We start from the raw sequence: 26214 nt of genomic DNA on the forward strand, positions 1-26214 counted from the left end.
AAAATCCTTTGGACGCGCAAGTTAGCAATGAAAGACAGCCTGAGGACAGGTAAACCAATCATAATTCCCGCACAGCCGTACTTCCAGCCCCGTTCATGGATGCGCGGTTCAAGGCGCACAAAACAAACACACCCGTGCCCCTGCGATGACACAACAAATTTCCAACGTACTGGTAGATGACCTGCATGAGGACACCGCTTTGCCTTCAGAACCCCCAAGGCCCCCTTCGGCGACATTGCGCCAACACCCGCGTCTGAGTCTCTAAACCAGCGTCGCTCCCTTGTCCCACCACCTGTGCCGGGGTACTGAGCACCCCCAATAAAAGACAAAGCGGCTCATGCTGCTTTGCGCACCTCCCGGGTTCTTTCAAGGCATCCGGTTCTCCCCCACCAGAACGATCCGTTGCAACGCATAAAAAGAGGCCCTCACGACATGAGCTATACCTTGGCTGACTATAAATGGGGCTTTGGAGAACAGGGGCATTCGGGTGGCACCGTCACCTGGAGTTTCGCCTCCCCGGGCGCCGGCTCTGCTTTTGCGGGTGACATATCAAACCCGACCTACCAAGCGCTGATCCGCGATGCGTTTCAGGCGTGGGAAAACGTCATAAACATCGATTTTGTCGAGGTCGCCGACGGCGCTCAAAGCGATCTGCGTCTCGGCTGGGACAGTATTGACGGGGCTTACGGCGTGATCGGCACGGCGCAGTCCTACTTGAGCAAAACAAGCTCGACGCTCTACAGCGTCACCGAGGCAGAAATCCGGTTTGATCTGGCAGAAAACTGGTCCACGAGCAAAACAGCCCCCGGCGGGGCCGTGAACCTCTACACCACGGCCCTGCATGAGATCGGCCACACCATGGGCCTGCTGCATACCGATGATCCCGACACCATCATGTATCCCACTCTCAAATCCCAGCCCGATCTGACACATCATGATATCGAAGGCGCGCAGCTTATGTATGGCGCCAGGCTGTGGGGCACCGCGCAAGACGATCTGTTGGTGGCCACAAATGCCGCAGATGTCATCAATGGCCAGGACGGCCTTGACACCGTCCGCTTTGAAGGCGCTTTGAGCCTCTACAGCGTGACAGATGACAATGCGCTTAATATCGAAGTTTACGCTGCTGCCACAGGCCTCACGCAGGAGCTGCAAAACGTCGAACGGCTGCAGTTTGATAACGGGTCTCTCGCCTTTGACACGGATGGAAATGCCGGCACCACCTACAGGCTCTATCAAGCTGCCTTTGATCGCGCTCCTGATCCTGAAGGATTGGGGTTCTGGATCCGGCATTTCGATACGGGCACCGTCACCCACGAGGAAATGGCAGGGCACTTCATTCGCTCCGAAGAGTTCGACACCAAATATGGTGGCACGGCAAATGTCGATAACGACGCCTTCCTAACCCTGCTTTACAACAACATTCTTGACCGCGACCCGGATCAAAGCGGATTTGATTTTTGGCAGGATCAACAAGAGAACGGCTTAAGCCGATCTGTGATGCTGCAGCACTTCTCAGACTCGCAGGAAAATATCATCAAAGTCGCCGCAGCCGTCGATGACGGCATCTGGTACGTCTGAGCACCCGCCCGCGGCACCTGTTACAGCCGTAGTCAAAGAGGCTTCAACGATCCTAACCGTTAGAGCCGACTGTCCGACATCAATGGAGCCGTCGTCCACCATGAACCCACTGCGCGGGATGCTCAGACTGCGCAATCACACTGTCTAAAGTTCGCTTGATGAACTCTGCTTCGTTACGGCAAGGGGAAATCAAGGCATAGCGGCGACCAGTTCTAATCATTGGACTGAAAGCTTTCTTAAAATGAGTACTGATGAGCCGTTATAATTCCAACTGAATAGCAATCCGTTCTCCTGAAAGATTACTTCTCACAAGATTCTCCTTGGTTTAAAAATCTTGCCCCAATCCTGGGCAACAACACCCCAAATGCAAGAATTCAAATGCAGCAACGTCCTGTAACTAGCCCTCTCCAGGTCGGAACCTGCCCCTGGAGGGGTCGTCGGTAAAGCCTATCGCTTGGGCCAGACAGCACCGCCAGCCCGAGGCTGGCCGAGACGGGAGAGCTAGCTGTGCATGGGCAGGAAAGAAATCAGGGACAAACGTACTCTTCATAGCAGTCCTCATAGCCATCGTCATAAGGGTCCAACCCTGCGTCGCACACGAAGTCCACCATCGCACGAATTTTGCGCACCTCCAGGGGGCCGTTCTCCATGAAGGCCATCGCCTCCAGCATAAAGCGATCAAAAGTCTTAGGGTTCGTGAGAACGCACTTCGGGAACGTTACCCTCAGATAGTTAAGCACCGCCTGGGCCGCTTCCAAGCTTGTATCCGTAGTCGTACTCATTTGGCTTTCTCCAAGTCTTGCTGCACTTCCGCAAGGTACCAAGTGCGGAAACCTTAAAGAAAGCTGCTGAGGCCTGGATGCGTAAAAGGACTGTGGAAAACCTCGTCAAATACGGCCGCGTGCGGCTCCGGCTCACAAGCAGCATCCATGCAGGGCTTAAAAACACCCGGACCTGAGAATAAGTTTTTCGCATATTACGACACGGCCCAATGGGTGGGTAAGCTAGTTTGCGAAGCTCACCCGACTGAGCCGGTCGTGGTCTATACGGGGGTAGGAAAGTCCGGAGTTATACTGGCCGGGGAGAGGAGGACCGTTGATCGGGAGGGTATCAAAGCTGGCCCGTGGGCTGGCGGCAGCGGTCGAAAGACGCGGTGTTGGTATCTATGAATGACAACCGTGGTGTTAAGCTGTGTAACATCTCAAGTCCGACGCTTGTCCGCACCGAGAAACAGGGCATCCATATTATTTATATTGATCCATATTATTTATATTGAATGTATTATAGGCGGGGGTTGGTGGGATAGGTTACCGCCCGCGTTACCCGCCCTACTTCCAATGTTGACATTGTCGCCTCCGACACTATTGTCCTTTATTGCCTTATGACCGGTGCTCCCTGACCTGGCCTCAGTCGCCTCGTTACAGCCCGGTCTTCTACTTTCTGGACATTGCCGTATTAACATTGAAGTACCTAAAGCAGCACAAGTCGATCAGTGATTGCATCGACATCATGTTGATGAGAGGTATGGAAATCCCTGATAGGGGCCATGCAGAGCGTTCCTTGCACCGCATCGGATACTATAGGCTCAGCGCTTTTGCGTATCCGTACCGTGACCTCTGTCTGATCCCGACGCCGGAGGGTGAGGCAGAGAAGAAGGTTCGGTGCGACAAGTTCAAAAAGGGTACGACGTTCGATCATGCAATCGACTTCTACCTCTTCGATAAAGCCCTCCGTATCGAACTTCTGGACGCGATCGAGCGCATTGAGATCGCAGTCAGAACCGCGATGATTGAGGTTCTTGGAGAGCGGGGCCCCTATGCACATCGCGACAGACGCTCATACAAAGATCGCTTCAGCGAAAAGGGCGAAGACGGCAGCACGCCTCTTGAGCTCTTCATAGCTGGCCTAGATCAACACTTCAGAAGCTCGAAAGAGGACTTCGCGAAGCATTTCGCACTGAAGTACTTCGGTCCTCCACCGATCTGGATTGAGGCCGGGACATGGACCTGGGGCAATTTGACCCACATCATCGCCCACCTGTCCGACAAGAACAAAATGGCAATCGCGGCGCGTATCCACTCAGACCTCCCCATGAAGACCTTCGCTTCATGGATCACAGCGCTCAACGACGTCCGCAACAGCTGCGCACATCACGCCCGGACGTGGAACAAGCCCCTCGTCAACAGCCCAGGTGTCCCACCTAAGACAACTTTCGGGCAGTTAGACCATCTCCGCCAGCCCAGGATGGGGGACGATGCGCCGACGAAGAAAATCTACAGCGCAATCGTCATCATGATCTTCATGCTGCGGCAGTACTATCCGCGCACGGAGTGGCACATTCGTCTCCGCGACATGATCTTGGCCCAGAACCTCACATACGAGATCCGCCCCCAGACCGCCGGGTTCCCGGAAGGCTGGGAGCACGAAGCCATCTGGAACTGACGCCAGCGCGACCGGGGAGCTTGTGCGCGGCATGAGAACGCCCTTTGAAGCCTCTTTCATGCCTACTTTCAGGGGGCCCGACGCACAACCTTTGCGAGATTCACGCCTCACAAAAAATCACTAAACATAAAACCCGCCTCCCGGATTTTAGACGCCTTTGGGCAGATCTGAGATGGTGCGATACGCATCATGTGATGTCTTTCATCAGAGTTAGTGGGGCGGCCTCAACGAAGCGCCTCACGAGCGCTTCATCGGGCCCAGTAGCCTTGTAGGATTTGTTGTGAGCACGCCAAGCAACGTGAAACGCGCCAACGCTACCTGCGATGCCAGAGATAACGAACAGCGTTTCCAGTGTCTTTTCTCAGAATTCTCCAGGTCGGTGCGCAGGACATCAAGGCTGGCCGCAATTTGCGGGTCAACTGACGGCATGCACGGCGTGCATTGCTTGATTGCTGGCGACTTTGCCAACGCCGGAATCCGCTCTTCAGAGGCGCGATCGTGGTGCAGACCCATTTGGGTCCAGCAGGAGCGTAACACACTACGCCCAGGTGCCAACGAAGGTTTCCAAGTCTGACGGCGTTAGGTCTTCTTCGAAAAGCAAGTCCACTAGGATATCAGGTGATGCCTTGCTGACGATACGATCAACAGCAGACCTGGACATCCCGCTGTCTCCCAATCTAATCACCAGATCGATATCGGAATGACCCCTGAAGTCACCATTCGCCAGAGAGCCGAAAAGTTTCGCCTTCAGACCTACGGCTTCGAGATCAGACTTGATCGCATACCACGCCGACAGCGCCGCGTTATGGCGCTTATCAGATCTGCTGCGAATGATATCAGTCGTCTTGCACATATTTTTGATCCTTCCCAAACCGCTCCCTTATCAGGGGAGCGCACCTCAACGTTGCGTGATGCGTAAAACGCAATATGCTATGGTAGTGTACGAGACGACAGACCAGCTGCGACAGCGTATCCCCGCCTCTAGTAAGGTCCACGCGCGAGCGAGATAACCAAGTGGAGGCTGGATCAAAGGGCCACCCGCGGGCGGCCCTGCCCTATTATTCGAAGACTCCCGCATCGACGGCGTCGAGGTAGTCCAAGACCTGCTGCGCCTTACCCTCCTGCACGAGCTGCATCGCAGTGCGGCCCCCACAACCGGACAGGGACTCAGAGTAATACCAGACATAAGCCGCGGCCGGCGTGGCGAAACGGGCCACAATCATCTCGATCACATCATCCTTATCCATACGCCACACAGGGTAAACCAAGCGCAAGAACTGCTCGTTGGGCGTATCTACCAAAATATCGAATGCTGCGTCTGAGAGCGTCATGACCCATCCAAGCTCCGAGCGGATCCGTCCCGGGGAGCCGTAGACCATGCAGCGCACGGCGCTCTGCTCAGCGCACCACCGCAAGAGATCCGTATCTGCGCGCCCTGTTCTCTTGTCGATCACCTTGAGATACAGCATGCCGAACTCCTCTTTGGCATCGCTGATCGAGTAGTTGCTTGGGTCCTGTGCTAGATGCGCGCCGAGAGCCTCAAAGATGCCGATCCAGCCGGCGGGTTTGTTTCTTAGGCGCTCGGCACCCTCAATGCCTGCCGCCGTCATCGCATAGATCAACGTCTCGATGCGCACATGACACCCAAACTCCAAGCGGCCGGACTCGAATGCCGGGGATGATGGCGCAATCACATCCATGTAGACGACTTTCGCGGGTACCGCCTCACCTGAGGCCATCCAGTGCCGCACTGACAGATCGAGCGACGTTCAAAATTGTGCTGCGTGATCCCAGATGGGACATCGTCAAGCTTCCGCGTGATAGTATGTCCACAATCCCAACTCCGCACCTCGATGTGTGGGATGCCGGGGGAAAACAACTCGTCAGTCATCGCTGTCACAATCGTAGATTGGAGGCTGGGGAGGTGGCTGACGCTTCCGAGGCTTCGGGATGCGCGCAGGCGGAGCGGGATCGTCTCGCATAATGCGCATTGCATATTCGGAGATCGTTTCAGGGCAGAGGAACTTGGCAATCTCATCATCAGAGCAACCGGCGTCAGCAAGGCGAACAGCTAACGCAGGACGGGCTGCGGCCCTTTGCTCGCGCGAAAAGATTGCGGTGTTAATTTGGAATTTCATACCCCGCATGCTCACTGAAGGACCCGCGCGGAACTCCCCATGCAACGCTCGCAAAATAGCACGGAGCCTCTGGGCGTAGGCGACATACGTATCCCTGTCTTCTGTGTGGGCGATGATACGTGGATTGAGGCCTTCGAGATCGACATAGAGCCACCCCGCTGGCGTCGGATCAGTGAGTGACGCGAGTTCGATCTCTCTTCGGATGGTCGCATGACCAAATCCGCAATCAAACAAAGCACGACGAAAGTCGCAGCAGTTTTTTACGCCGATGCCGTCCATAGCGACATCTCGGGTCACGCGACCTTCGCTGTAAGCCCTCAAAAAATCCGCCGTGGTGATCAGCCTGGGATGCAATCTGCTGGCGTAGTTTTGCACGGACGCGGGATCAGAGTAATCTGCCGATACCGTATATACGTCATGCCCCCCGACCAGCTCGACATGGATACCAAGCTGTTGCAGCAACTGCACTGCCTCGGCTCTGATCGCTCGTCGCGTCATTGCGTCATCACATCCATAGACGTCGATATGTGCGACATCGTCGGGGCGGATGTGATGCACCTGTGCGGTGATTTCGACTGATCTGGCGGGGTACTTAGCAGTGATCGCGTCTTATACGGCTGCCAATGCTATTGCTTGGGTCATAGTCCCCTCGAGAGTAAGAAAATGGTAGGAGTGGAGAGGATTGAACTCTCACTCTAACAGTCATCTACTGCTCAACGGGGCTATAAATCCCATCGCCGCACCAGCGCACTCCCCGATTATATCTAGCCAGTCAGCTAGATATTCGGGGGCAAGCGACGTGGTTGGTGCGCGGATTATAGGTCATGCTCTCAGCATGCCTCAAATCAACCTCTCCAGGCAAGCCCCATTGCTGACATCTGGCATCAGATCGCCTTGCTCGTCGTTAGATATAGGTAAAGTAGTGACGCAAGTTATCACAACCTACCGCCGCATTATGGCTGCAGAAGCAGAAGGGTTTTCTCGCCTCCACCAAGAAGAAGATGTCTCGACCCTCACGGCGCCTTGACATTCGCCTCACATGGTCTAAGTCCAAGACCATGTAGCATATAGGTGAGCCATGCAGATGAATGTAGCCGAGGCGAAGTCAAAGCTTTCTGAGCTTCTTGCCGCCGTGGATGCGGGTGAAGATGTCGTGATTGCGCGCGGTGGAGTGCCAGCCGCGCGTTTGGTCCCAGTAACGTCATCGCAGCTGCGGTTTGGGCCACTGGCGGGTTTAGTGCCCGAAGATAGCGTACCCGACTTCATGGAGCCTATGAGCGCAGCCGAACTCGCGGAGTGGGGCGAGTGAGTAATGAGATCGTTATCGACACCCAAATCCTTGCATGGTGGCTGATCGGTTCTCGTCGGATCACGCCTGAAATTCGACGCGTGCTGGAGGATGTACCGGCGGTTTACGTCCCGCCGTGCTCCCTCCACGAAATGACGATGAAGGTCAGGAAGGGGCGGTGGCCAGAAATGGAACCATACGCTCCGCACCTTGATCGTATCTGTGTAACGAATGGGTTTAAGATCGCGCCCTATACGGCACGGATGGCCATGCTTGCGGGATCTATGGAGTGGGACCATCCAGACCCGTTCGACCGAATGATCGGAGTGACCGCACTCGAGATGGGCATGGCGCTCGTGTCGAGTGACGAAGCATTCGACATGCTAAACGGGATTCCAGGATGGCGCGGCCGGATTTGGACCCCTTCCTCTTCATAGAATACTTCGGCCATTGGAGTTTTTTCCTCATATGACGTTTCTCGCAGATCAAATTAATGATCGAGGCAAAACTTGGATCAAATCTCTTGCGCACCCAGCGTCAAAGAGCCGGACAAACATCGCCCCCCTCTCTCGCGGAACCGAGGCTTCCGAACCGGACCATCAAGGTTTGCGCCTGTGATGACCCATCATGCGCCGCCCCCAACCCTCCGCAGCTTTTAGCATAAAGATCACTTGGCGCTCATAAGCTGGGCGAGAACGCGAGGTCGTTCTCTTCCCGGGGCTGCAGTGCGACGTGTGAGATTTGCAGCCGGTCGCAGACCGCGTGTAAAAATTGCTCATAGCTTTCTTGAGACAGTTTGCCTCCCCCAGTGATCTCTCCGCTTCGCTCAAGGACGATCCCCCACTCCGGCCCGGCCACGTTAAAGCCCCTCTCATGGTCCATGCCTATGGTGATGCCGCGCGGCGCAAAGACAGACCGTGCCGCGCCCCGCAGCGCGCAGATCATGTCTATGGCGCGAAGGCGTCTTGGGAGAGCTGCGCCTTGATCCAAGCGATATCGTGGGAGATCGCCTGGATCTCCTGCCCCAGCATCCGCTGCTCTCCTGTCCCCGCTGTCGCCTCTTTCAGCGTCAGGGCTGCCTCTTCGAGCGCGCGGCTGTGCCGCTCCATCGCGTGGCGAATGCCGCTCACCTCCGAGACGAACGCCGTGATCTGTCCGGCCACCTCCCGCTCGGCGTGCTGGCCCAGCACCTGCTGAAGAAGATTGCAAAGGTCTTTCATCAAGACCTCCGCGGGTACCGTGGTGTGAGGTGCTGTGGTCATAAGAAAGTGTCTCCAATCTGGTTGTAATGCAGCGTAAAGCCCGGCGGTCAAAGGCGGCGAGGCAGCTCCCGATCAGGCTAAGGGCCGTGGTCCGCGCCAAGTGCTCACGCAGGCGGCGCAGCTCTGCCGCGAAACGGCGCGCGACGGTGGCAAAGCGCTGCGGCGCTTGCACGGGTCTGGGCACGGCGGGGTGGCATGAAGGCAGGTCGCGCTGCGGCGCTTGGGCCCTCCCGGCCCAGCTGGGTTCGGCCAGGGTCCAGGCATCTTTTGCGTACCGGGAGGCATTCCAAGCCGCGCGCCGGCGCCACTGCGCTGACAGAGCACTTCGTACGCACAGCCGGGGCAAAGTTCTCGCGGCTTCAGCACCTGTCTCCAGGCATGTGCCGTGCAACACGAGCGGATGCGGGTCTGTTTCTGAAACTAAAGCGATGGCTCCCCCCGGCCTCAGCTCGAGGTGATACTTCACCGCGGCCGCCACCTTTGCCATCAAAGACAAGAACCCCGCCCGGTCCCGGCCTTGGTGGGAGGCTGCGATCCTCTTGGCGCCCTGCAACATGAAGAGCTTTGGCATTGCCGTGGTGAACTGCACATTATGCCGCAGCGCTGCCGTCACCCGTTTTTCCAGCCAGTCAGGTCCCGCGATCCCACGCGCCTTTTCTGGGGATCTCGGGTTCTCCCAACCAAAGGTCTCGTTCAGAAAATCGCCCAAAGCATCCCAAGCATCTCGACTGCCGTGCATCGGCGGATGCGGGTTATAGCTGCGCAGCTCTCCGGCTGGCGTCCAAATAAAACGCGGCATCACAATGTTGATTTCCAAACGCCCAGTATGCGTATGAGTGCCCGCAAAAACCGGCGGGCGGTTTGGCTCAGGCACCCCGGCAAAGGCGACTTCCAAAAAGAGATCAATCGCCACTGCTCCCGCTTTGCGCGCGGTGACCTCCCCCGCATTAAACGCGGCCACATCAATATCAGTCGGGGCAAAGGAGAGGGTCGCTACGCGGTACTTCTGCTCGAAGCGCAGGGCGGAGATCGCGCTCTGTACGACGCTGGGCTGGCCCAGCAGAAGTTCAGGCGCGGGCTCTCTGACCTCCAAAACCCGGGCCTTCCCGACGGCCTTCATCACCTTACTGTCAAGCAAATAGGCACTGGGCTGATGCAGGTCTGTAGAGTTCTGATGAGGCGACCAACCGATCAACATGCCGATGTCCTGGCGACAAAAGGCACCGGGGCCAACATCACAAGAAGCTGCTCGATCCGGTGCAACCGGGCCAAAATCACCAAGCCGTCGTTCTGCGCGACGTCCTGCTGATCTGCGATCTGCTCCAGCAGTGCCAGACCTTCTTCCAGCAACCCGACCATCTGCATAACCTGCACCGCCGAAGCCCCTGCCCTGGCGCCAAGCCCCACATGCCTAAGGTAGTCCGAAAGACTGCGACCCGCGGCGGCGGCCCTTTGCATCAGCAGCTCTTTCTCTGCAGGTGACACATTGACCTTCAGCCGTTCGGGTCTCTTGGTTTTGTCACAGGGTGGCATTGCGGTTCTTTCCAAATTGGGCCCAGCCGGGGGGCCTTGATCATCGGCATGCCTCAAAGCCTATGTTCTGGCAAAACTGATCCAAAGAAGAAGGATGGTCCGCACCCCCAAGAGATGTGGATAACCTGACCGGGACACCGCACTGGGGGTCCGCGCAACGCGCGCGGCTCCAAGCGGCGGCCCGGTTCGCATCGGTCAGGTATAAATCCCGGAAACATGGCGGATCAAAGTGGCCTCTTTGAAAGACCCGCGGTTGGTCAAAGCTCATATTTAAAAGGTGCCAAAGCTTGATCCCCGAGGCAAAATGAGCGGGCAAACCAAGATCAAAAATCCATGGCATGTTGAGCTGAGAAAAGCGCGCAGGGACCGTGACAGCGCACCCGGACAAAGCAGGCGTCACTCCTTCAAACCTACGTCAGAGGGGACGCGGACGTGCCGCATAAAAACAAACCCTTTGCACGCAGCATCACCGCAGCCGGGCGAAGGCCATAAAGATTTTGGCAGCAAATGAGACGTCTGAACGGGGCACCTCCTCAGGCGTCCTGCTCCGGACCCGCCAATGGTTTTGCTTTGCCGCGACATACTCTTAGCAGGACGCGACCCCAGTTCCGCCCCATTACCGCCATAGTGATCGACGATCTTGCGATCTTAAGCCCGTTTTGCCTATGGAGTTTTACATGGTTATCCGCACACTTTATGCGATCGACAGCGAAGCGCTGACCGTGATCTATTCGACCATGCAGAACGTGGGCGACACGGTCTACAACAACTCGCATTCGCCCACAGGCACAAAATACACCTATCACGACGGGTTCGCGCCGCAGCAGGTGACGATCGAGGATACCGGTGGCAACGCGGACATCCTGGAAGATGATCAAACCGCGCATCACATCGTTGTCGACGGGGCCGGGCTGGTCGATGCGGGCACCCGCATTGAGGGCGAATCCATCATCAAGCTTCAGGCGTTGGACGACAATGGCGTGGCCACCGGGCCCGTCATTGAGATCTTCGTCATGTCGCAGCATGGCAATGTGCATGATGTCTGGGGATTTGCCTCGGACACACTGCTTGAGCCCGGAACCGACTACATCAAAGTCGGCGGCAACAACATCGGCTCCACGACCTATGCAAACTACCAGAACCCCTTCTTGATAGAGGTCGACGGCACCGAGGGCGACGACATCATGGACGTCGGCTTCACCGACGTTGACGGAGATCAGATCGACGGCACCGACGGCAACAACGAAGTGGTCTATGGCTACGAGGGCGACGATTCCATCAACGCAGGCATCGGCCATGACACCGTTTATGGCGGAGACGGCGATGATACGCTCGCAGGCGGTTATGGCGCGGATATCATCGATGGCGGCAAGGACAACGACACTGCAGACTATAGCACCTCCACCGGCGGGGTAACGGTCAGCCTGACCACCGGCAAAGGGACGGGCAGCGACGCGCAGGGCGATACGCTCACCGATATTGAGAACCTAACCGGTTCGCGGTTCAACGACGTCTTGACCGGCGACGATGAGGACAACCGTCTCGATGGCGGTGCCGGGGCCGACAAGCTTTACGGGGCGGACGGTGAAGATACACTGATCGGCGGGGACGGCGCAGATCTGCTTGATGGGGGCAAAGACGACGACACTCTGTTTGGGAGGGCCGGGATTGACACGCTTCTGGGCGGCAAGGGCAAAGATCATCTCGACGGCGGTGCTGGCGATGACCGCCTTGAGGGCGGCGAGGACGATGACATTCTGCTCGGCGGCGATGGCGCTGACGCGCTGTTCGGCGGGGAAGGCAAAGACATACTCGAAGGTGGCCTCGGCGACGACAGCCTCAATGGCGGCGCGGATGATGACATTCTGCTCGGCGGCGCAGGCGACGACACTCTGAATGGGGGTGCGGGCGACGACACGCTTACCGGGGGACTGGGCAAAGACAGCTTCGTGATTGAAGCCGCGGATTATTCCGCACTCGGCACGCCAGAAGACGTCCTGGATGCCCTCATCCGGGAAAACCTCGCAGAACTGACCGCTTGGACAGCGAAGAAAGAAGCCGAAGGCGTTTTCAGCGACGACGACGATGATCGTGACCATGATGAATTAGCCGCATCTGATCTCGATATCGCCGCCGTTGGCGAAGCCGTGCTGGCGGCCCTGCCCTCCTATCTTGGGGGACTGACCAATACTGCCATCGAACTCTTGGTGGAAACGACACTTACCAACATGGTGCTTACCAACCCCAACGGCCATCTTGACGCGAAGGATGTTGCTGAGCACCTCGAGGACCTCGTTAAACCCTTTTACGGCAAAACCGCCGCAAGCCGTGTGAAGGATGCCGTCGAAGATGAGATCAAAGAGCAATACGATGACTTCGAAGACCGCCTGAGCGCGCCGAAGATCGACAAGAGCGATCTCAAAGATCTGGCACAGCATGTCACCATCGAGGATTTCGAGATCGGCGAAGATGTCTTGGTGCTCTCCTCACATGACTATCTGGAAACGCTTGGCCTTTCGACAAATGATGTCAGAATTACCGACACCAAGGGCGATGGCAGCGGGGATGCGGTTCTGCACCTCCCCGATGGCTCAACCGTCACGCTGATCGGCGTGGATGCCACAAAGCTTGATCCCGAAACGCTCGAAGGCATGGGGTTCTTCGAATCCGATGACACCAGTGACTTCCAGAACGCCCTGCTCACCTCTGCCGGCAAAATCTTCGGCGGCGGTGGCAATGATGAACTCGTGGGCTCGCTCAACAATGAGCTCTTCTCCGGCGGCACCGGCAATGACAGCATTTTCGGGGGTGGTGGGGCCGATACGATTATGGGCGGCAGCGGCTCGGATTATATTGAGGGCGGCGAGGGCGACGACGTGCTCTACACAGGCACCGGCGATGACACGCTGGACGGGGGCGACGGCGATGACGTTCTGCACAACTCCTCAGGCGATGACAGCCTCGTCGGGGGGGCCGGCAACGACAGACTTGTCGCCTCTTCGGGCGATGACACGTTGGAAGGCGGCGCCGACAACGATACGCTGATCGGCGGCATCCATAACGATAGCCTGGATGGCGGCAGCGGCGACGACAGGCTCATGGGCGACTTTGAAGTGGACGGTCTGGTCGAGCCAAAGCTGCTCTTCGCCTATGAATATTACGAGCTGGACGATGCCGCGTCGCTCAACTCCCTTGCCGATGCCGGCTTCACCTCCGGGACTGAGAACGACAGAACGCCCGATGGCGAAGGTGCTGTGGACAGCATCAACCCGACCGCGATTGACGCCCACCACGGCGGGAATGGCGATACATTCGCGGTCAAGCTAACCAGCACGCTGAGTGTTAGCAAAGGTGGGACCTATACGTTCGAGCTCACGTCAGATGACGGCGCGCAGATCTACGTTGATGGTGTTCTTCTGGTTCATAATGACCGGGTACATACTGAAGAGACCGCCAGCCGCACCACCTCGCTCACCGAAGGCGACCACCTTGTGGAGATCCTCTACTTCGACAAGGCCGCCGAAGAGACCCTGAAAGTAAGCCTCTCAGGTCCCGATACCGGCAATACGTCCATCGATCTGGCAAACGCCAACCTGTCCAACTCCTTTGACGACACCCTGACGGGGGGCGAAGGAAATGACACGCTGATCGGTGGTCTGGGCGATGATACCTTTCTCTACAATGTCGGCGACGGCCATGACACGATCACCGATTTCAACGCCGGCAACACCGGGACCCTCTCGGACGGGGACAGCACCAACAACGATTTCATCAACCTAAGCGGCTATTACGACAACATCCGCGAACTCCACGCCGACTACGCCGACGATTACACATTGAACCAATCCAACAAGGACAGCGCCGACTATAGCAACAACACCCAGTTTGGCGACGGGTCGCTGTTTTTCAACAAAGCCCCAGGCGGCTCCTCCTTCTTCACATCCGAGAACACCGGGGTCGTTTGCTTTACCGCAGGCACCGCCATTCGCACGCCCAAGGGCGAGGTTCAGATCACCGACCTTCAGGTCGGTGATCTGGTCTGCACCCTGGACAACGGCCCGCAGCCCATTCGCTGGATCGGGCAGCGCGAAGTTGATAACGCTGCACTCACGGCAAACGATACACTGCGCCCTGTCCTCATCCCCAAAGGCAGCTTTGGGGCCACCCGCGATCTTCTGGTCTCGCGCCAGCACGCCATTCTCATCGATGCGGACCGGCTCGCCCGAGCGGTCCATCTGACGCAGGCCAAAGGCACCCGGGCGCGCATTGCGCATGGCAAAAAACAGGTGACCTATATCCACCTCATGTTCGACGCCCATCAGATCATCTTTGCCGAAAATGTCGCAGCGGAAAGCTTCTATCCCGGTGCCAATGCCTTTGAAGCCTTGGGCCAAGAGGCGCGCAGCGATCTGTTGCGGGCTTTTCCCGTCTTCGCAGAAGCCGGATCGATTGAAGACATCGCAAAGATCTATGGCCCGATGGCCCGCCCCATCGTGGAGGGCAAAAAACTCCGCGCGCCAGTTCGCAAAGGTCCGTATGGGGGACGTCAAAGGATGCCGTCCCAAAGTCATGCGGCACCCTGAACGGTTCTGATGTTCTCGATCCTCAGCCCTGGCGAAGAAACCGATTTCCGGGATCATTTCGGCTGACGAAACACATCAACGCGAGTTTCGGAAGAGAGCACGAAAGTGGGGTCAGCACACAGAACGCTCCCCGCCGCCACGCCCAAGGTGGAAAGACTTCACCGCAAAAAGGGGCTGAAAATAATGCGGAGGCCTCTAAAAGGGGCAGCTGCCCTTTCTCACCGTCGCTGATCGGAGCGGCGCGCAGATGTTCCAGCGCCTGCCGAACCGCCAGAGTGCTACCAAATGCGGCAAGTCAGGTTGCATGTGCGCCGTCAGGTCGAGGTGTAAAAGCCGATGTTGGAGACGGCGACGAGAGCCTCGCATTCATGTCCTATTGCTAATATACCGATGCGCCTCAGGCATGATGGATCAAACGCTGCGTCTACCCGATGTGCGGTCAAGGATGCGAAGGGGATCTTCACGCTTCGCCATTTCGGTTCGCTCACGAAATCGGCGCGAAAAGACTGCCAGGGTTTCGCAAGCTGAGCGGTGCGCAGACGGATGTCGTAGGTGTCGCCGTTCCCCCAGACGGCCACCTCCAGCCCTTCCCACGCGCTCACATCCAATTCCGACCCATCTTCGCGCAAATCGAATGCCATCTGGATAAACCCGCCGTTGTTTTCCAGCGAAACCTCGCCGCGTAAAACAGTCGCTTCGCGTCCCTCAGTTATCTCTTTGGTGACAGTCCCACTTGAGACACCGCCCATGACAGTGTCGGAAACAAATTCCCACTTTGGGTCCAGTTGCATCATCTTTAAGGCTTCTCCCGTTCGCGCGTATCCTGACACACGCTCATGGACAGACAAGCTTTAGAAGTGCGTATGCTTTGAGCCTCTACGTATCATTCCACATTCATTTGAGGCCACAGGTTTTGGTAGATGGGTGATTAAACGGCGCCGACTTGGGCGCCTTTGCGCGCAGGACAGCTGGACCGCAGCAAGGATCACAGAACGAACAAGTGACCTGTTTGAGAGCGCCTAAAAAATCTTAAACATACCAATCGCCGAAAGCTAAGGCGCACTTGTCGCCCTGCTTTGCTGGTGAGACGGGAACCTCTCGTCCTATGAAAGCTTTTCCAAGATTGGCACCGTCTTCATGTGGGTCTCGATGGCCGATCTGACTTCATCACGCATCGGCAAGTTTGGCGCTTCTGCATCCAAATGCTCAATAGTTCATCTTGATATAGCCCTACATATCATTCGAAACACTTGATCTGCTTGGATGTATCAAAAGGATGTGCGCTCTCAAACTTTGATTTATTTGTGCACATACTTATTCGACTGTGATCAGTCTCTATCGGTCGGGATTTGATGTGCAGTTCCGAGGTGGATCAAAGAGAGCGCACAGCCGCGTACATTGCAGACCAGAGCATGCTCGATGTAGGGCTTTTTGAACCATACGTCTGCCTCATGATCCCGCATTGCTGTTCGTCCAACCAGTTCGGTTTCCGCTGCCGTTCGAGCGAGACACAGCATCGTCGCGACGGCTTTTGCTGGGGGAAATGGCCCCCTTGAAAAATTGAGCCGCGTCTTCTGCTCTGCAGTAGGCGATCTCCGTGGCAAAAACTGCGCCTATCTGAAAAAAATTGGCTTCAGCTTTGCGAAATCAAAAAAGTCGAGCTTCATCGGCCGGGCAGCGGCCGCTTGGTGTCGGTATCGATATCGGTGAACCCGCAGACGTTGTCAGACCAAGAACCGTTCGGCCTGGGCCTAAACGAACTCCAACAGAACTCCTGAGGCGTTTTGAGGGCATAGATAAACACCATCTAAACTTAAAGAGTAGGGGATCTGCGACTTACTTAGGAATGTTTTGAGCCTTTCGCTATCGCTTGTTTTGATCCGTATTCCGGCGAATGCACCTTGCGCTGTCGATTCAAAGTTTGCGTCAGGAAAGAGTTTTGCGAGGTTCTCAGCAGTAAATAGCATAAGTGCTGCTGAGTTTAGACCCGTTTCAACACTAAAGCATCCCTCGCTCTCTGAGACGGTGCCATGGGCCCAAAGCCGAGCAAATGCCAGCGCATCCTGTTCCGGGGTATCTGATATAGCGAGCACCGCATCGAGGCCACAGGCGCCGTTCGGATGATCAAGGAGTTCGGGCATCCAAACCACCTCTGGTGTCTTATGTTGGCACATAAAAACAGAGCCGAAGGGCACCTCGCTCGGAGAAAAGGTCAATGTGGAGAAGGAAGCAATATTCTCCGAACCATCAGAGCGTTGGACGGGGCGTGAAAAACTGTTGAGCTCCTGCGTTTTTAAGCCAAGGTCAGCCAAACCATTTGCAGCAGCATCGGCATTTTCGATCCTGCAGGAAATCGCATGCAATCCCTCCCCCATCGTGGCCAACATCTTACGCCGTGGGGCATTAACCTCAGTCTCAGCAAGAAATCCAAGTAATTCAAAGTAATCTTGGGGAAACATGATGGTGTAGTTTGCTGAACCCTTTGCCTTAGAATGCGTACCTCTGGGGGAGAGCCTAAAGCCCATTGCGCGATACTTTTCAGCTGTGCTGTCAAGGTCCTGGGTCAGAGCGACGCAATGATCAATGCCGGTAACGGGGTGGAACATTTTAGAAGATCTCCAGTGGGTATTCGCGGAAGCAGCCTTACGTATTAAAGGCTGATACGGTCAGTCGTCTGGCGTGTAGAGCTCCGCAAACGCATTGCGAACGTTCTCGGTGACCGCCTCAAGCCTTTTTGTAAGGTGCTGAACCATCGCCTGCCGCGCAGCTTCGCTATCACCCTGTTTGACAGCCCGCAAAATCTCGGCGTGAGGACGGATAGTCACGACTTCGCCACCGTTTTTCTCTGCGAGTGTTCTAAGGTCGATGAGCCGAATAAAGCGTATCCGGTCATTCACATTCTCAAGAAGGCGGATCATCTCTGTGTTGCCGGTCAATGAGGTCAGCCCAACGTGAAAGGCTTCGTCCATGCGCAGCAGTTCGGTAGGAGATGTACCCGGGGTGTAGTTGGCTTTCGATTCATCCAAGAACTGCTCAAGCTCTGTTAGCTTGGTTGGATCAGCTCGATGGGCGGCCAAACTTGCGGCCTCGCATTCAATTGCCGCACGCGCTTCGTAAAGATGCATGATGCCTATAGGGTTAAGCGACCTACAGAAAAACCCCTTGCCACTGCGGAAGGTAAAGAACCCTTCGGCGACCAAGCGGTTGAGAGCCTCCCGCAGTGGCGTTCGACTGGTCGCTAATTTCTTAGCCAGTTCAGTCTCGTTCAACCGGGAATCAGGCTTAAGGTCATAGTTTACCGCCATCTCTTTCAGTTGGAGATAGTTGCGCTCGACGGTGGCTGGGGCTGTCTGCATCTGATTCCGGAATCCGCTCAAATCTACATCAAAGCCGATAGTAGAAGGACCATAAGAAAAAATCAATTGATTTGCGTTCAGACCTGTGTTTCGCTCTGTATACAGAACAGGCTGCAAATTCGTATTGGGAAGGCAAGCAATGAACATGAACGGGGCAGAAGTCATTTTGAGAATGCTTGAGTTGCATGGCGTTAGTCATGTTTTTGGCCTTCCGGGTGAGACCACTATCGGCTGGTATAAAGAATGGCAGAAATCTTCGACCATCGAGTATGTCCTTACCCGAGACGAGCGCACTGCCTCTTATGCCGCTGAGGCCTATGCGAAGATAACCGGCAGGCCAGCGGTACTGGAAGCGCCGAGCCCTGGCGTGACCCACTGCACGCCGGGGATAACCGAAGCGTTTCTTTCTTCTGTTCCTGTCATCTATTTCAGCTCTGATGTGCCCATAAACCAAGATAAGAAGCATGGGCTTACCGGGGTCGACCAAACTGCGATGTACGCAAGTATTTGCAAGGAGTCATTCTATCTAACCAATGTGAAAGACATTCCGCTACTGCTGCGCCGGGCTTTCCGGGTCGCGACGTCGGGACGTCCGGCACCGGTTCATATTCGTGTGCCGATCAATGTGTTCCACGAAGAAGCTGAGATCACCGATCTCTACGCGGAAGAAGATTACCAATTCTATCCATCACATCGTCCAGTGGCTGATCACAAGAAGATACGCAAAGCAGTTGAGGCGTTGCTCTCCGCCGAAAAGCCAGTGATCGTTTGTGGTCAGGGGGCATTGATCTCCAAAGCGACGGATGCGGTTCTTGAGCTGGCGGAGCTACTGCAAATTCCGGTGGGCACCACTACTCCGGGCAAGGGAACTATTCCCGAAACTCATCCCCTTGCGCTCAGGGTTGTAGGCGCGCGTGGCGGAATGGAATATTCCAATGCCTATGTGAAGGAAGCGGATTGCGTTTTCTTCATCGGTTCAAACACAGACTCGAGTGGGACCAATCATTGGAAGCTGTACGGTGATCCGGAACGTACCACCTTCATGCACCTTGATATTGCTGAAGCGCATGTCGGTAACAATTACCCGCTGAAGGTTGGCATGGTCGGAGATGCGCGCGCCAGCCTTGAATACATGACAGCTGTCATCCGTGACGAGCACCCTACGCTCACACGAAACAAAGTTGATCTTACCGAGCTGAAGCGCACTGCGCTGGATGCAGTATTTAACTCTAACATTGAAATGCCTGCGGGAACTGTTTCTCCAGTTAAGCTCACGCAAGCGCTGGACAAACTGCTTCCGACCGATGCGATCGTCACGGCGGAACCAGGAGTAAGTGCAATCTACCCTTCAGCACTGCTTTCCGTGCGGGAGGCCGGTCGGCGCTATATTACGAATTACTCTATGGGAGCCTTGGGCTATTCCGTGCCTGCCGGGATCGGTGCGGCATTTGCAAATGACGGTCCAGTAATTTCCTTCACGGGTGATGGTTCTATCGCATTTGTGTTGGGAGACTTTGAGACAATCAAGCGCAGTAATAAAAATATTACCGTCATCTTGACCAGAAATGATAACTACGGCTGGATCCGGGCCGAGGCCATCTTGCTGGATGATGTTGATGCCCCCTGGACCACCGATTTCGGCGCTGTTGATTATATCAAGATCGCGGAAGGGTTCGGGTTCGAGACGGCACGGATCACATCAGAAGATCAAATCGAAGCGACCTTGGCTGAAGCAATAAACAACCCGGGCGCGAACTTTATTGAGATGATGGTCCCTTCCCAAGATAAGATTATCCCCTTTGTTCCTCCGTGGGTCGACGTCGCCCGCGAAAGGAAGCTGCCGTATTTCTATTAAAGCCGACGTCCCATCGCCTTTAGAACCGAACAATCAACAGGAGAAAAATAAATGCAAATATTCACCTTGGTCAAATCCGCTGTGGCCTCTGCTACTATCGTCATGGGGCTCGGGTCAGCCGCACTGGCACAGGACTATCCACAAAAAGACATTATGCATATCATGCCATGGAGCGCGGGAGGCGGCACGGATACCGTCATGCGCACCTTCATGAGCTTTGCCGAAAAGCCTTTGGGCGTGGGTGTGAATACGCAAAACGTGACAGGCGCCCAGAGTGGCGTGGGCACGTTGCGTTTGATGAAGTCTCGCCCGGACGGCTACACAATTGGGTCGCTTACATGGGATAGCGTCATCACTGTTCCCTATTACGAACTAGTACCGGGCTACGACACCGAAGAACTGGCCTATCTTGGATCGGTCACGGTGCATCCGACTGCACTAGTTGTGCGTGCTGATGCGCCCTGGACAACGCTCGGTGAGATGGTCGAAGCCGCTCGGGAAGCGCCGGGGACTATCAAGATATCTAACGTAGGTACTGGCGGTGTGTGGCACCTGCCTGCGCTTGACTTCGAGCAACAGGCTGATGTGGAATTTCTTCACGTCCCTTACCCTAAAGGCTCTGGCCCCCAACGTGAAGCTTTGCTGTCCGGCGAAACCGATGCTGCGTCGACTAGCATCTCGGCGGCCTATTCTGCAGTGGAATCAGGACAAGCCCGCGTTTTGGCGGTTATGGCCGACGAACGCGACCCGAATTTCCCTGATGTTCCGACCTTCAAGGAAGCTGGCTACGACGTCGTATGGGGCGGCTTTCGGCTAATCGCCACGCAGGCTGCTGTAGATGCTGAACAGCAGGCCACTTTAGAAGCCGCTTTTGAGAAGGTGTTTCAAGACGACGCCTTCCTTGCGAAAGCCGAGGAAACCGGAATGGGGGCCGTTTGGATGAACGGTGAAGAAACTGAAGCCTATATCTCCTCTTCGCAGGCGAAAGCCTTTGCGCTGATGGATAAGTTGGTAGCCGAAGGCGTGCTAGACAAGAACTGACCTACAAAGGCCGGAGACAACGCTCCGGCCTTTTCGCGACATGGCCAAATAGCTTCCAGACGAGGGTCGACACATGACAAAATTACTCCGAGGCCAGGTTCTCTTCGCCTTTGGATTGGCGGTGCTAAATACTGTTTATGCAAGCCAGTTGCTTGGAATGGACCGACCTTTCGTGAATGGCGAGCCGGGGCCTTCGTTCTTACCAATTATCCTATGTGGATTTGTCTATGTGGCGACCTTCCTTATCATCCTGAAGGAATTCAGCGCCCAGCAAGATATAATTGCAGCAGCCGAAACATCGGATAACATTCCTCGCATTGTCATACTCGGTCCTGTCATTGCGGTAGGGCTTACGGCACTCTATATCTTGGCTTTTGTTTATACAGGCTACATGACGGCGACTGCCGTATACACTTTCCTGATTGCGATTTATTTTAACTTTGAGCGCAACGGGAAGTGGGGGGCTTCTGCCCTTTCATCGGCAATCATCGCGCTGTTCATCACGGTTACCGGTTGGCTCTTCTTCGTTAGATTATTTGGCCTCTACTTGCCATTGTGGGAGTTCTAAAATGATCGGTCAAGTTGCTGATGGATTCCTCGCACTCGCCAACCCCGGCACGTTCCTTCATCTTGTCGGTGGTTTTCTTTTGGGGTTGGCGTTTGGCGCAATTCCCGGCCTTACTGCGACGCTCGCCATAGCGCTTTTATTGCCCTTTACCTTTGGTATGGAAGTTAAAGACGCGCTGGTCATGGTAGCTTCTATCTATATGGCGGGGATATACGCGGGATCGATCACCGGCATCACCTTAAATATTCCCGGCGCTCCGTCAGGCGCCATCACAACACTCGACGGCCACGCACTGATGAAAGCTGGCAAAGGCACGCAGGCCCTTGGCCTCAGTGCTTTTTCGTCCTCCATCGGTGGGCTCGTAGGGGTGGTTGTCCTAATCGCGCTCGCTCAGCCAATCAGTGCGTTGGCCTTGCTGTTCCAAACGCCGGATAAGTTCTCCTTGGTTCTACTCGCGGTGGTCACCGTCACGATTGTTGCGTCGGGGTCGTTACTTAAGGCCATGTTGGCCATGGCAATCGGTTTAATGATCTCCACCGTCGGGATCGATCCGATGGTGCCAGTCGGCCGTTTTGATTTCGGCAGCTATCATCTGATTGAGGGCATTAACCTTTTACCCGCAGTCATCGGTCTTTTCGCCACCTGCGAGCTCATCGCACAAGCATCTATGCCCACCAAGGTTGGAGAGCCTGAAGCCGTCGCCAAGATACTACGTCCAAAACGGAGAGATTTCCTCCCTAATTGGACATTGATCCGCGAGGTCGGATTTTTCACCTATATCAAAAGCGCAATTATTGGCGTTCTGATTGGTATGTTGCCAGGCGGTGGCGCATCAATGGCCTCATTCATCGCCTACGCCGAAGCGAAACGTTCTTCTCGTCATCCCGAGAAGTTCGGCAAAGGGTCTTACGAGGGGTTGGCGGCCTCTGAATCTGCCAACAACGGCATGTGCGGCGGTGCGATTATTCCTTTGCTCACGATGGGGATTCCAGGCGACGCGGTAACCGCCATCATCTTCGGCGTGCTGCTCATCCACGGCCTTGTTCCTGGACCTGCGCTTTTGGGTGAGAATTTTGCAATCATCGCCCCAATGTTCGCGGCACTCTTTGTTGCGGCGATCTTTGTGTTTCTATCAGTCATTGCATTCGGCCCGATCTACTTACGTCTGTCGCAGATAAATCGAGGTCTACTCTACGCATTTATCGGCATGATTTCGATGGTGGGGGTCTATGCCTCATCCTTCTCCTTTTTCCAAATGTGGATGGCCCTCGCAATTGGCGTATTAGCCTTTCTGCTCCGCATCTTTTCCTACCCTGTTGTGCCAGCACTAATGGGGGTAATCCTCGGCCCCTACCTGGAAGAATTCTTGCGCCGATCACTTATCGTATCTGAGGGAGACCCAACTATTTTTGTACGCAGCCCGGGCAGTGCGGTGCTCTTACTTTTGACCCTCGGCTTTATTTGGCTCTTGAGGGTTAGACCTGCCCTGCGCAGCTGATTGCTAAAACGCCTGAACTTTTAACCATTCGGTAGGCAAAGCCTTAGGCGGGAATCGAAATGTCCGCGAGACAACCGTGCGCGTCTTTATAAGCTCGCTTCGATCCAATGAAAAAGGTGGCGCAACCGGTCGCGTTCGGACTCGCGGGCCCGGTAGGAAACAAAGTGAACCGAGGAAGTATCAAGGCATCGCAATGGATGCGCTGAGCCGGGGCACTTCCGATACCCCATACCAGTTGCCGAGCCGCTGGCATTCCTGGACGGGCCCCGAGAGAGCCGCTAAGCGAACACAGAAAAGACGGCTTCTGTTCAAGAACACGAGCCTCGGAGACCACCAAATTTTCATCAACTTCTCGGACGTTAAGCGGGGGCTTTGTACAGCATCAATCGAGGTTGTTTGTGCCCGTTACAAAGCTGAGAACCTTAGAAACCCCCAAATCCCCAAAAAAGCGTTTGACCTACATTTGATATATCAATAATTCCGGATATATGGATGAGAATCACGCCCTCGACGCATTTGCGGCTCTCGGCCAGTCTACTCGGCTCGACGTATTTCGCCTACTCATCAAGGCCGGAGAGGTCGGCATGACGGCGGGCGATATAAGCGACACCCTCGGCGTTCGTCAGAACACGATGTCGGCCAACCTGAGCATTCTGTCCCGCGCCGGTCTGATCCGCAACAAGCGCGAAGGCCGCAGCATCCGCTATTTCGCCGACATGGATGGGATGCGGGGTCTCTTGGTTTTCCTTATGGAAGATTGCTGCGGCGGACGCCCTGAACTGTGCCAGCCCGTCCTCAATGAGCTCGCTTGTCCTTGCTAAGACGCAAGACGCTTAAAATGGAGACCTGCCCAATATGACCGATACATCGCTCCCCGCTGCGGCGGGTTTGGGAAGCTTCGAACGCTGGCTGTCCGTTTGGGTGGCACTTGCCATCGGCGGCGGGCTGCTGCTGGGTAACATCTTTCCGGGTCTCTTTTCTTTTCTGGCCGCGCTGGAAATCGCCTCGGTCAATCTGCCGGTGGCGGTTCTGATCTGGGCAATGGTCTATCCGATGATGGTCGGCGTGGATTTTGGCGCCCTACGCCAGGTCGGGGACAAGCCCAAGGGGCTGGTCGTGACCTTGGTCGTCAACTGGCTGATCAAACCCTTCACGATGGCCGCCCTCGGTGTGTTGTTCTTCGAGTATGTCTTCGCGGGGCTGATCCCGCCGGACGACGCGCAGGCCTACCTCGCGGGTGTTATCCTGCTGGGGGCCGCGCCCTGCACCGCAATGGTCTTCGTCTGGTCAAACCTCACGCGGGGCGATCCGACCTACACGTTGGTTCAGGTCAGCGTAAACGATGTGATCATGGTCTTCGCATTTGCGCCTATCGTCGCCTTTCTGCTGGGCGTCACGGACATCGTTGTGCCGTGGGACACGCTGCTGTTGTCGGTGGGTCTCTACGTCCTGCTGCCCCTGCTGGCCGGGTATCTGACGCGCAGCAATCTGGTTGCGAAGGGCGGAGAGGCGGCAGTCGATGCCTTCAAATCCCGTGTGCAGCCTTTCTCGATACTCGGGCTGCTGGTGACGGTGGTGCTGCTGTTCGGGTTTCAGGGCGAGGTCATTCTCAACCGCCCGCTCGTTATCGTGCTGATCGCCGTGCCGCTGCTGATCCAGTCTTACGGGATCTTCTTTGTGGCCTATCTTGCAGCGCGGGCATGGCGCATCCCCTTCAACGTCGCCGCGCCCTGCGCGATGATCGGCACGTCCAACTTCTTTGAGCTGGCCGTCGCCGTCGCGATCAGTCTGTTTGGTTTGGGCTCTGGCGCGGCCTTGGCAACTGTCGTCGGCGTCCTTGTCGAGGTGCCCGTGATGCTGTCGCTTGTCGCCTTCGCTAACCGGACGCAGCACTGGTTTCCGAAGGAAGACGGTGCCTCGTGAGCGTCGTTATCCACCACAACCCCGACTGCGGCACCTCGCGCAATGTACTGGCGATCATCAAGGCGTCAGGCGAGATGCCTATGGTGATCGAATACCTTGAAACAGGCTGGACCCGCCCGCAGCTTCTGGGGCTGTTCGCCGCGGCTGGATTGACGCCCCGCACCGCCCTGCGGACGACAAAATCCCCGGCGGAGGAACTCGGCCTGCTCGATCCCGCCGTGGACGAAGAGACACTGAACGCGGCCATGCTGGAGCACCCTGTTCTGGTCAACCGTCCGATTGTATGCGCGCCCAAGGGCGTGCGTCTGTGCCGCCCGAGCGAGACGGTTCTGGATCTTCTGGACCGGTCGCCACCCGGTCCGCTGTCGAAAGAAGACGGCACGCTGCTGATTGACACGGAAGGACGCCGCATTGGTTGATACACCAAACCTCGAAGAAGACCATTTCCAAGCTATCGACACGGATCGGCTGTTGGCACCTGCGCGAGCAACGCATGCTCCGCGTATCGCACTGCTCTACGGATCGCTGCGAGAGCGCTCGTTCAGCCGACTGATGACCGAGGAAGCCGCCCGTATCCTGACGCGACTGGGGGCGGAAACGCGCACCTATAGCCCGTCGGGCCTTCCCCTGCCAGACGACGCGGAGGCCGATCATCCAAAGGTGAAAGAGCTGCGCGATCTTGTCACCTGGTCCGAGGGCATGGTCTGGCGTTCGCCCGAACGGCACGGCGCGATGACCGGCATCATGAAAACGCAGATTGACTGGATTCCGCTGTCGCTTGGCGGCGTGCGCCCCACACAGGGTAAAACGCTGGCTGTCATGCAGGTCAGCGGCGGCTCGCAAAGCTTCAACGCCGTGAACCAGCTCCGCATCCTCGGCCGCTGGATGCGTCTGCTGACCATCCCAAACCAGTCCTCCACCCCGAAGGCATTTTTGGAGTTTGACGAAGCGGGCCGTATGAAACCCTCGCCGTTCTATGACCGGATGGTCGATGTCATGGAAGAGTTGATGAAGTTCATGCTGCTCACCCGCGACAATAAGGATTGCCTGCTCGACCGCTATAGCGAGCGTAAGGAAAGTGCCGCTGAGCTATCCAAGCGGGTAAACCAGAAATCGATATAATTGAAGATGTTGGCCGAACTCGAA

22 protein-coding genes and 1 pseudogene are annotated in these 26214 nt (G+C 56.1%); 13 read left to right on the top strand and 10 right to left on the bottom strand.

Translation table 11 applies throughout. The annotated features are described in order from the left end of the window. Positions 1-432: 432 nt before the first annotated feature. The gene (locus DSM14862_RS18490) at positions 433-1581 is read left to right on the top strand and encodes a DUF4214 domain-containing protein (RefSeq protein ID WP_007121440.1); all 1149 of its coding nucleotides are present in this window, start codon (positions 433-435) and stop codon (positions 1579-1581) included. 527 nt (positions 1582-2108) lie between these two features. On the opposite strand, the gene DSM14862_RS18500 is transcribed toward DSM14862_RS18490, so the two are convergent. Further along, on the bottom strand, positions 2109-2363 hold the full coding sequence (locus DSM14862_RS18500) for a hypothetical protein (RefSeq protein WP_007121439.1): 255 nt from the start codon (positions 2361-2363) through the stop codon (positions 2109-2111). A gap of 742 nt (positions 2364-3105) precedes the next feature. Between DSM14862_RS18500 and DSM14862_RS18505 the strand changes: the two genes are divergently transcribed. After that, a complete protein-coding gene (locus tag DSM14862_RS18505; protein WP_243254542.1) occupies positions 3106-4023 on the top strand; it encodes an Abi family protein in 918 nt (305 codons plus the stop codon). A 538-nt stretch (positions 4024-4561) separates the two neighbouring features. Here DSM14862_RS18505 and DSM14862_RS18510 read toward each other — a convergent pair. The 3 genes and pseudogenes from DSM14862_RS18510 to DSM14862_RS18520 all read right to left on the bottom strand — a co-directional run bounded on the left by DSM14862_RS18510 (position 4562) and on the right by DSM14862_RS18520 (position 6719). Next, positions 4562-4876, bottom strand: coding sequence for a nucleotidyltransferase domain-containing protein (locus DSM14862_RS18510; protein ID WP_007121492.1), 315 nt, complete (start codon positions 4874-4876; stop codon positions 4562-4564). A 205-nt stretch (positions 4877-5081) separates the two neighbouring features. Beyond that, a pseudogene (locus tag DSM14862_RS21890) lies at positions 5082-5213 on the bottom strand (antitoxin Xre/MbcA/ParS toxin-binding domain-containing protein); the annotation flags it as partial. 693 nt (positions 5214-5906) lie between these two features. Beyond that, on the bottom strand, positions 5907-6719 hold the full coding sequence (locus DSM14862_RS18520) for a hypothetical protein (RefSeq protein WP_007121490.1): 813 nt from the start codon (positions 6717-6719) through the stop codon (positions 5907-5909). A gap of 520 nt (positions 6720-7239) precedes the next feature. Between DSM14862_RS18520 and DSM14862_RS18525 the strand changes: the two genes are divergently transcribed. Both DSM14862_RS18525 and DSM14862_RS18530 read left to right on the top strand, forming a co-directional pair. Beyond that, entirely contained in the window at positions 7240-7470 is a 231-nt protein-coding gene (locus DSM14862_RS18525; protein ID WP_243254541.1) for a type II toxin-antitoxin system Phd/YefM family antitoxin, read from the top strand. After that, complete coding sequence (locus tag DSM14862_RS18530) at positions 7467-7886, top strand: type II toxin-antitoxin system VapC family toxin (RefSeq protein ID WP_243254540.1); 420 nt, start codon at positions 7467-7469, stop codon at positions 7884-7886. The genes DSM14862_RS18525 and DSM14862_RS18530 overlap by 4 nt, the downstream gene beginning before the upstream one ends. A gap of 241 nt (positions 7887-8127) precedes the next feature. Here DSM14862_RS18530 and DSM14862_RS18535 read toward each other — a convergent pair whose 3' ends face one another. From DSM14862_RS18535 to DSM14862_RS18545, 3 genes are all read right to left on the bottom strand, one after another. Beyond that, a complete protein-coding gene (locus DSM14862_RS18535) occupies positions 8128-8394 on the bottom strand; it encodes a hypothetical protein (protein WP_040701952.1) in 267 nt (88 codons plus the stop codon). A gap of 2 nt (positions 8395-8396) precedes the next feature. Next, entirely contained in the window at positions 8397-8669 is a 273-nt protein-coding gene (locus tag DSM14862_RS18540) for a hypothetical protein (RefSeq protein ID WP_243254539.1), read from the bottom strand. A gap of 1233 nt (positions 8670-9902) precedes the next feature. Then, positions 9903-10244, bottom strand: coding sequence for a plasmid mobilization protein (locus DSM14862_RS18545; protein WP_007121027.1), 342 nt, complete (start codon positions 10242-10244; stop codon positions 9903-9905). 677 nt (positions 10245-10921) lie between these two features. Between DSM14862_RS18545 and DSM14862_RS18550 the strand changes: the two genes are divergently transcribed. Further along, positions 10922-14827 (top strand): Hint domain-containing protein, encoded by a 3906-nt coding sequence (locus tag DSM14862_RS18550; RefSeq protein ID WP_050770469.1) that lies wholly within the window; start codon positions 10922-10924, stop codon positions 14825-14827. Between the two features lie 314 nt (positions 14828-15141). Here DSM14862_RS18550 and DSM14862_RS18555 read toward each other — a convergent pair whose 3' ends face one another. The 3 genes from DSM14862_RS18555 to DSM14862_RS18565 form a co-directional block, all read right to left on the bottom strand. Next, positions 15142-15621 (bottom strand): CIA30 family protein, encoded by a 480-nt coding sequence (locus DSM14862_RS18555; RefSeq protein WP_322790854.1) that lies wholly within the window; start codon positions 15619-15621, stop codon positions 15142-15144. Positions 15622-16578: 957 nt separating this feature from the next. Then, complete coding sequence (locus tag DSM14862_RS18560; protein ID WP_040701949.1) at positions 16579-17433, bottom strand: VOC family protein; 855 nt, start codon at positions 17431-17433, stop codon at positions 16579-16581. A gap of 60 nt (positions 17434-17493) precedes the next feature. Beyond that, complete coding sequence (locus DSM14862_RS18565; protein WP_083804590.1) at positions 17494-18348, bottom strand: GntR family transcriptional regulator; 855 nt, start codon at positions 18346-18348, stop codon at positions 17494-17496. Here DSM14862_RS18565 and DSM14862_RS18570 point away from each other — a divergent pair. From DSM14862_RS18570 to arsH, 8 genes are all read left to right on the top strand, one after another. Next, positions 18329-20038, top strand: a complete 1710-nt coding sequence (locus tag DSM14862_RS18570; RefSeq protein WP_007121022.1) for a thiamine pyrophosphate-binding protein — start codon at positions 18329-18331, stop codon at positions 20036-20038. The two genes, DSM14862_RS18565 and DSM14862_RS18570, sit on opposite strands and share 20 nt — an antisense overlap. 51 nt (positions 20039-20089) lie before the next feature. Continuing rightward, positions 20090-21079, top strand: a complete 990-nt coding sequence (locus tag DSM14862_RS18575; protein ID WP_243254566.1) for a tripartite tricarboxylate transporter substrate binding protein — start codon at positions 20090-20092, stop codon at positions 21077-21079. A gap of 73 nt (positions 21080-21152) precedes the next feature. Then, entirely contained in the window at positions 21153-21647 is a 495-nt protein-coding gene (locus tag DSM14862_RS18580; protein WP_007121020.1) for a tripartite tricarboxylate transporter TctB family protein, read from the top strand. Between the two features lies 1 nt (position 21648). Continuing rightward, a complete protein-coding gene (locus DSM14862_RS18585; RefSeq protein WP_243254567.1) occupies positions 21649-23145 on the top strand; it encodes a tripartite tricarboxylate transporter permease in 1497 nt (498 codons plus the stop codon). Positions 23146-23633: 488 nt separating this feature from the next. Next, positions 23634-23966 (top strand): ArsR/SmtB family transcription factor, encoded by a 333-nt coding sequence (locus DSM14862_RS18590; RefSeq protein ID WP_007121018.1) that lies wholly within the window; start codon positions 23634-23636, stop codon positions 23964-23966. Positions 23967-24000: 34 nt separating this feature from the next. Next, on the top strand, positions 24001-25068 hold the full coding sequence (gene arsB, locus DSM14862_RS18595; protein ID WP_007121017.1) for an ACR3 family arsenite efflux transporter: 1068 nt from the start codon (positions 24001-24003) through the stop codon (positions 25066-25068). Next, the gene (gene arsC, locus DSM14862_RS18600; RefSeq protein ID WP_007121016.1) at positions 25065-25487 is read left to right on the top strand and encodes an arsenate reductase (glutaredoxin); all 423 of its coding nucleotides are present in this window, start codon (positions 25065-25067) and stop codon (positions 25485-25487) included. The genes arsB and arsC overlap by 4 nt, the downstream gene beginning before the upstream one ends. Next, on the top strand, positions 25480-26190 hold the full coding sequence (arsH, locus tag DSM14862_RS18605) for an arsenical resistance protein ArsH (protein WP_007121015.1): 711 nt from the start codon (positions 25480-25482) through the stop codon (positions 26188-26190). The genes arsC and arsH overlap by 8 nt, the downstream gene beginning before the upstream one ends. The last annotated feature ends 24 nt before the right edge of the window (positions 26191-26214 follow it).

This window comes from Sulfitobacter indolifex (assembly GCF_022788655.1).
GTDB lineage: Bacteria > Pseudomonadota > Alphaproteobacteria > Rhodobacterales > Rhodobacteraceae > Sulfitobacter > Sulfitobacter indolifex.

What these genes read in the sequence shown, in the direction of transcription:
- DSM14862_RS18540 (WP_243254539.1), bottom strand. Translation starts at nt 8,669, where the DNA reads ATGAAAGACCTTTGCAATCTTCTTCAGCAGGTGCTGGGCCAGCACGCC.
- DSM14862_RS18500 (WP_007121439.1), bottom strand. Translation starts at nt 2,363, where the DNA reads ATGAGTACGACTACGGATACAAGCTTGGAAGCGGCCCAGGCGGTGCTT.
- DSM14862_RS18490 (WP_007121440.1), top strand. Translation starts at nt 433, where the DNA reads ATGAGCTATACCTTGGCTGACTATAAATGGGGCTTTGGAGAACAGGGG.
- DSM14862_RS18535 (WP_040701952.1), bottom strand. Translation starts at nt 8,394, where the DNA reads ATGATCTGCGCGCTGCGGGGCGCGGCACGGTCTGTCTTTGCGCCGCGC.
- DSM14862_RS18575 (WP_243254566.1), top strand. Translation starts at nt 20,090, where the DNA reads ATGCAAATATTCACCTTGGTCAAATCCGCTGTGGCCTCTGCTACTATC.
- DSM14862_RS18545 (WP_007121027.1), bottom strand. Translation starts at nt 10,244, where the DNA reads ATGCCACCCTGTGACAAAACCAAGAGACCCGAACGGCTGAAGGTCAAT.
- DSM14862_RS18525 (WP_243254541.1), top strand. Translation starts at nt 7,240, where the DNA reads ATGCAGATGAATGTAGCCGAGGCGAAGTCAAAGCTTTCTGAGCTTCTT.
- arsB (WP_007121017.1), top strand. Translation starts at nt 24,001, where the DNA reads ATGACCGATACATCGCTCCCCGCTGCGGCGGGTTTGGGAAGCTTCGAA.
- DSM14862_RS18505 (WP_243254542.1), top strand. Translation starts at nt 3,106, where the DNA reads ATGGAAATCCCTGATAGGGGCCATGCAGAGCGTTCCTTGCACCGCATC.
- DSM14862_RS18550 (WP_050770469.1), top strand. Translation starts at nt 10,922, where the DNA reads ATGGTTATCCGCACACTTTATGCGATCGACAGCGAAGCGCTGACCGTG.
- DSM14862_RS18565 (WP_083804590.1), bottom strand. Translation starts at nt 18,348, where the DNA reads ATGACTTCTGCCCCGTTCATGTTCATTGCTTGCCTTCCCAATACGAAT.
- DSM14862_RS18555 (WP_322790854.1), bottom strand. Translation starts at nt 15,621, where the DNA reads ATGATGCAACTGGACCCAAAGTGGGAATTTGTTTCCGACACTGTCATG.
- DSM14862_RS18510 (WP_007121492.1), bottom strand. Translation starts at nt 4,876, where the DNA reads ATGTGCAAGACGACTGATATCATTCGCAGCAGATCTGATAAGCGCCAT.
- DSM14862_RS18590 (WP_007121018.1), top strand. Translation starts at nt 23,634, where the DNA reads ATGGATGAGAATCACGCCCTCGACGCATTTGCGGCTCTCGGCCAGTCT.
- DSM14862_RS18570 (WP_007121022.1), top strand. Translation starts at nt 18,329, where the DNA reads ATGAACGGGGCAGAAGTCATTTTGAGAATGCTTGAGTTGCATGGCGTT.
- DSM14862_RS18580 (WP_007121020.1), top strand. Translation starts at nt 21,153, where the DNA reads ATGACAAAATTACTCCGAGGCCAGGTTCTCTTCGCCTTTGGATTGGCG.
- DSM14862_RS18560 (WP_040701949.1), bottom strand. Translation starts at nt 17,433, where the DNA reads ATGTTCCACCCCGTTACCGGCATTGATCATTGCGTCGCTCTGACCCAG.
- DSM14862_RS18585 (WP_243254567.1), top strand. Translation starts at nt 21,649, where the DNA reads ATGATCGGTCAAGTTGCTGATGGATTCCTCGCACTCGCCAACCCCGGC.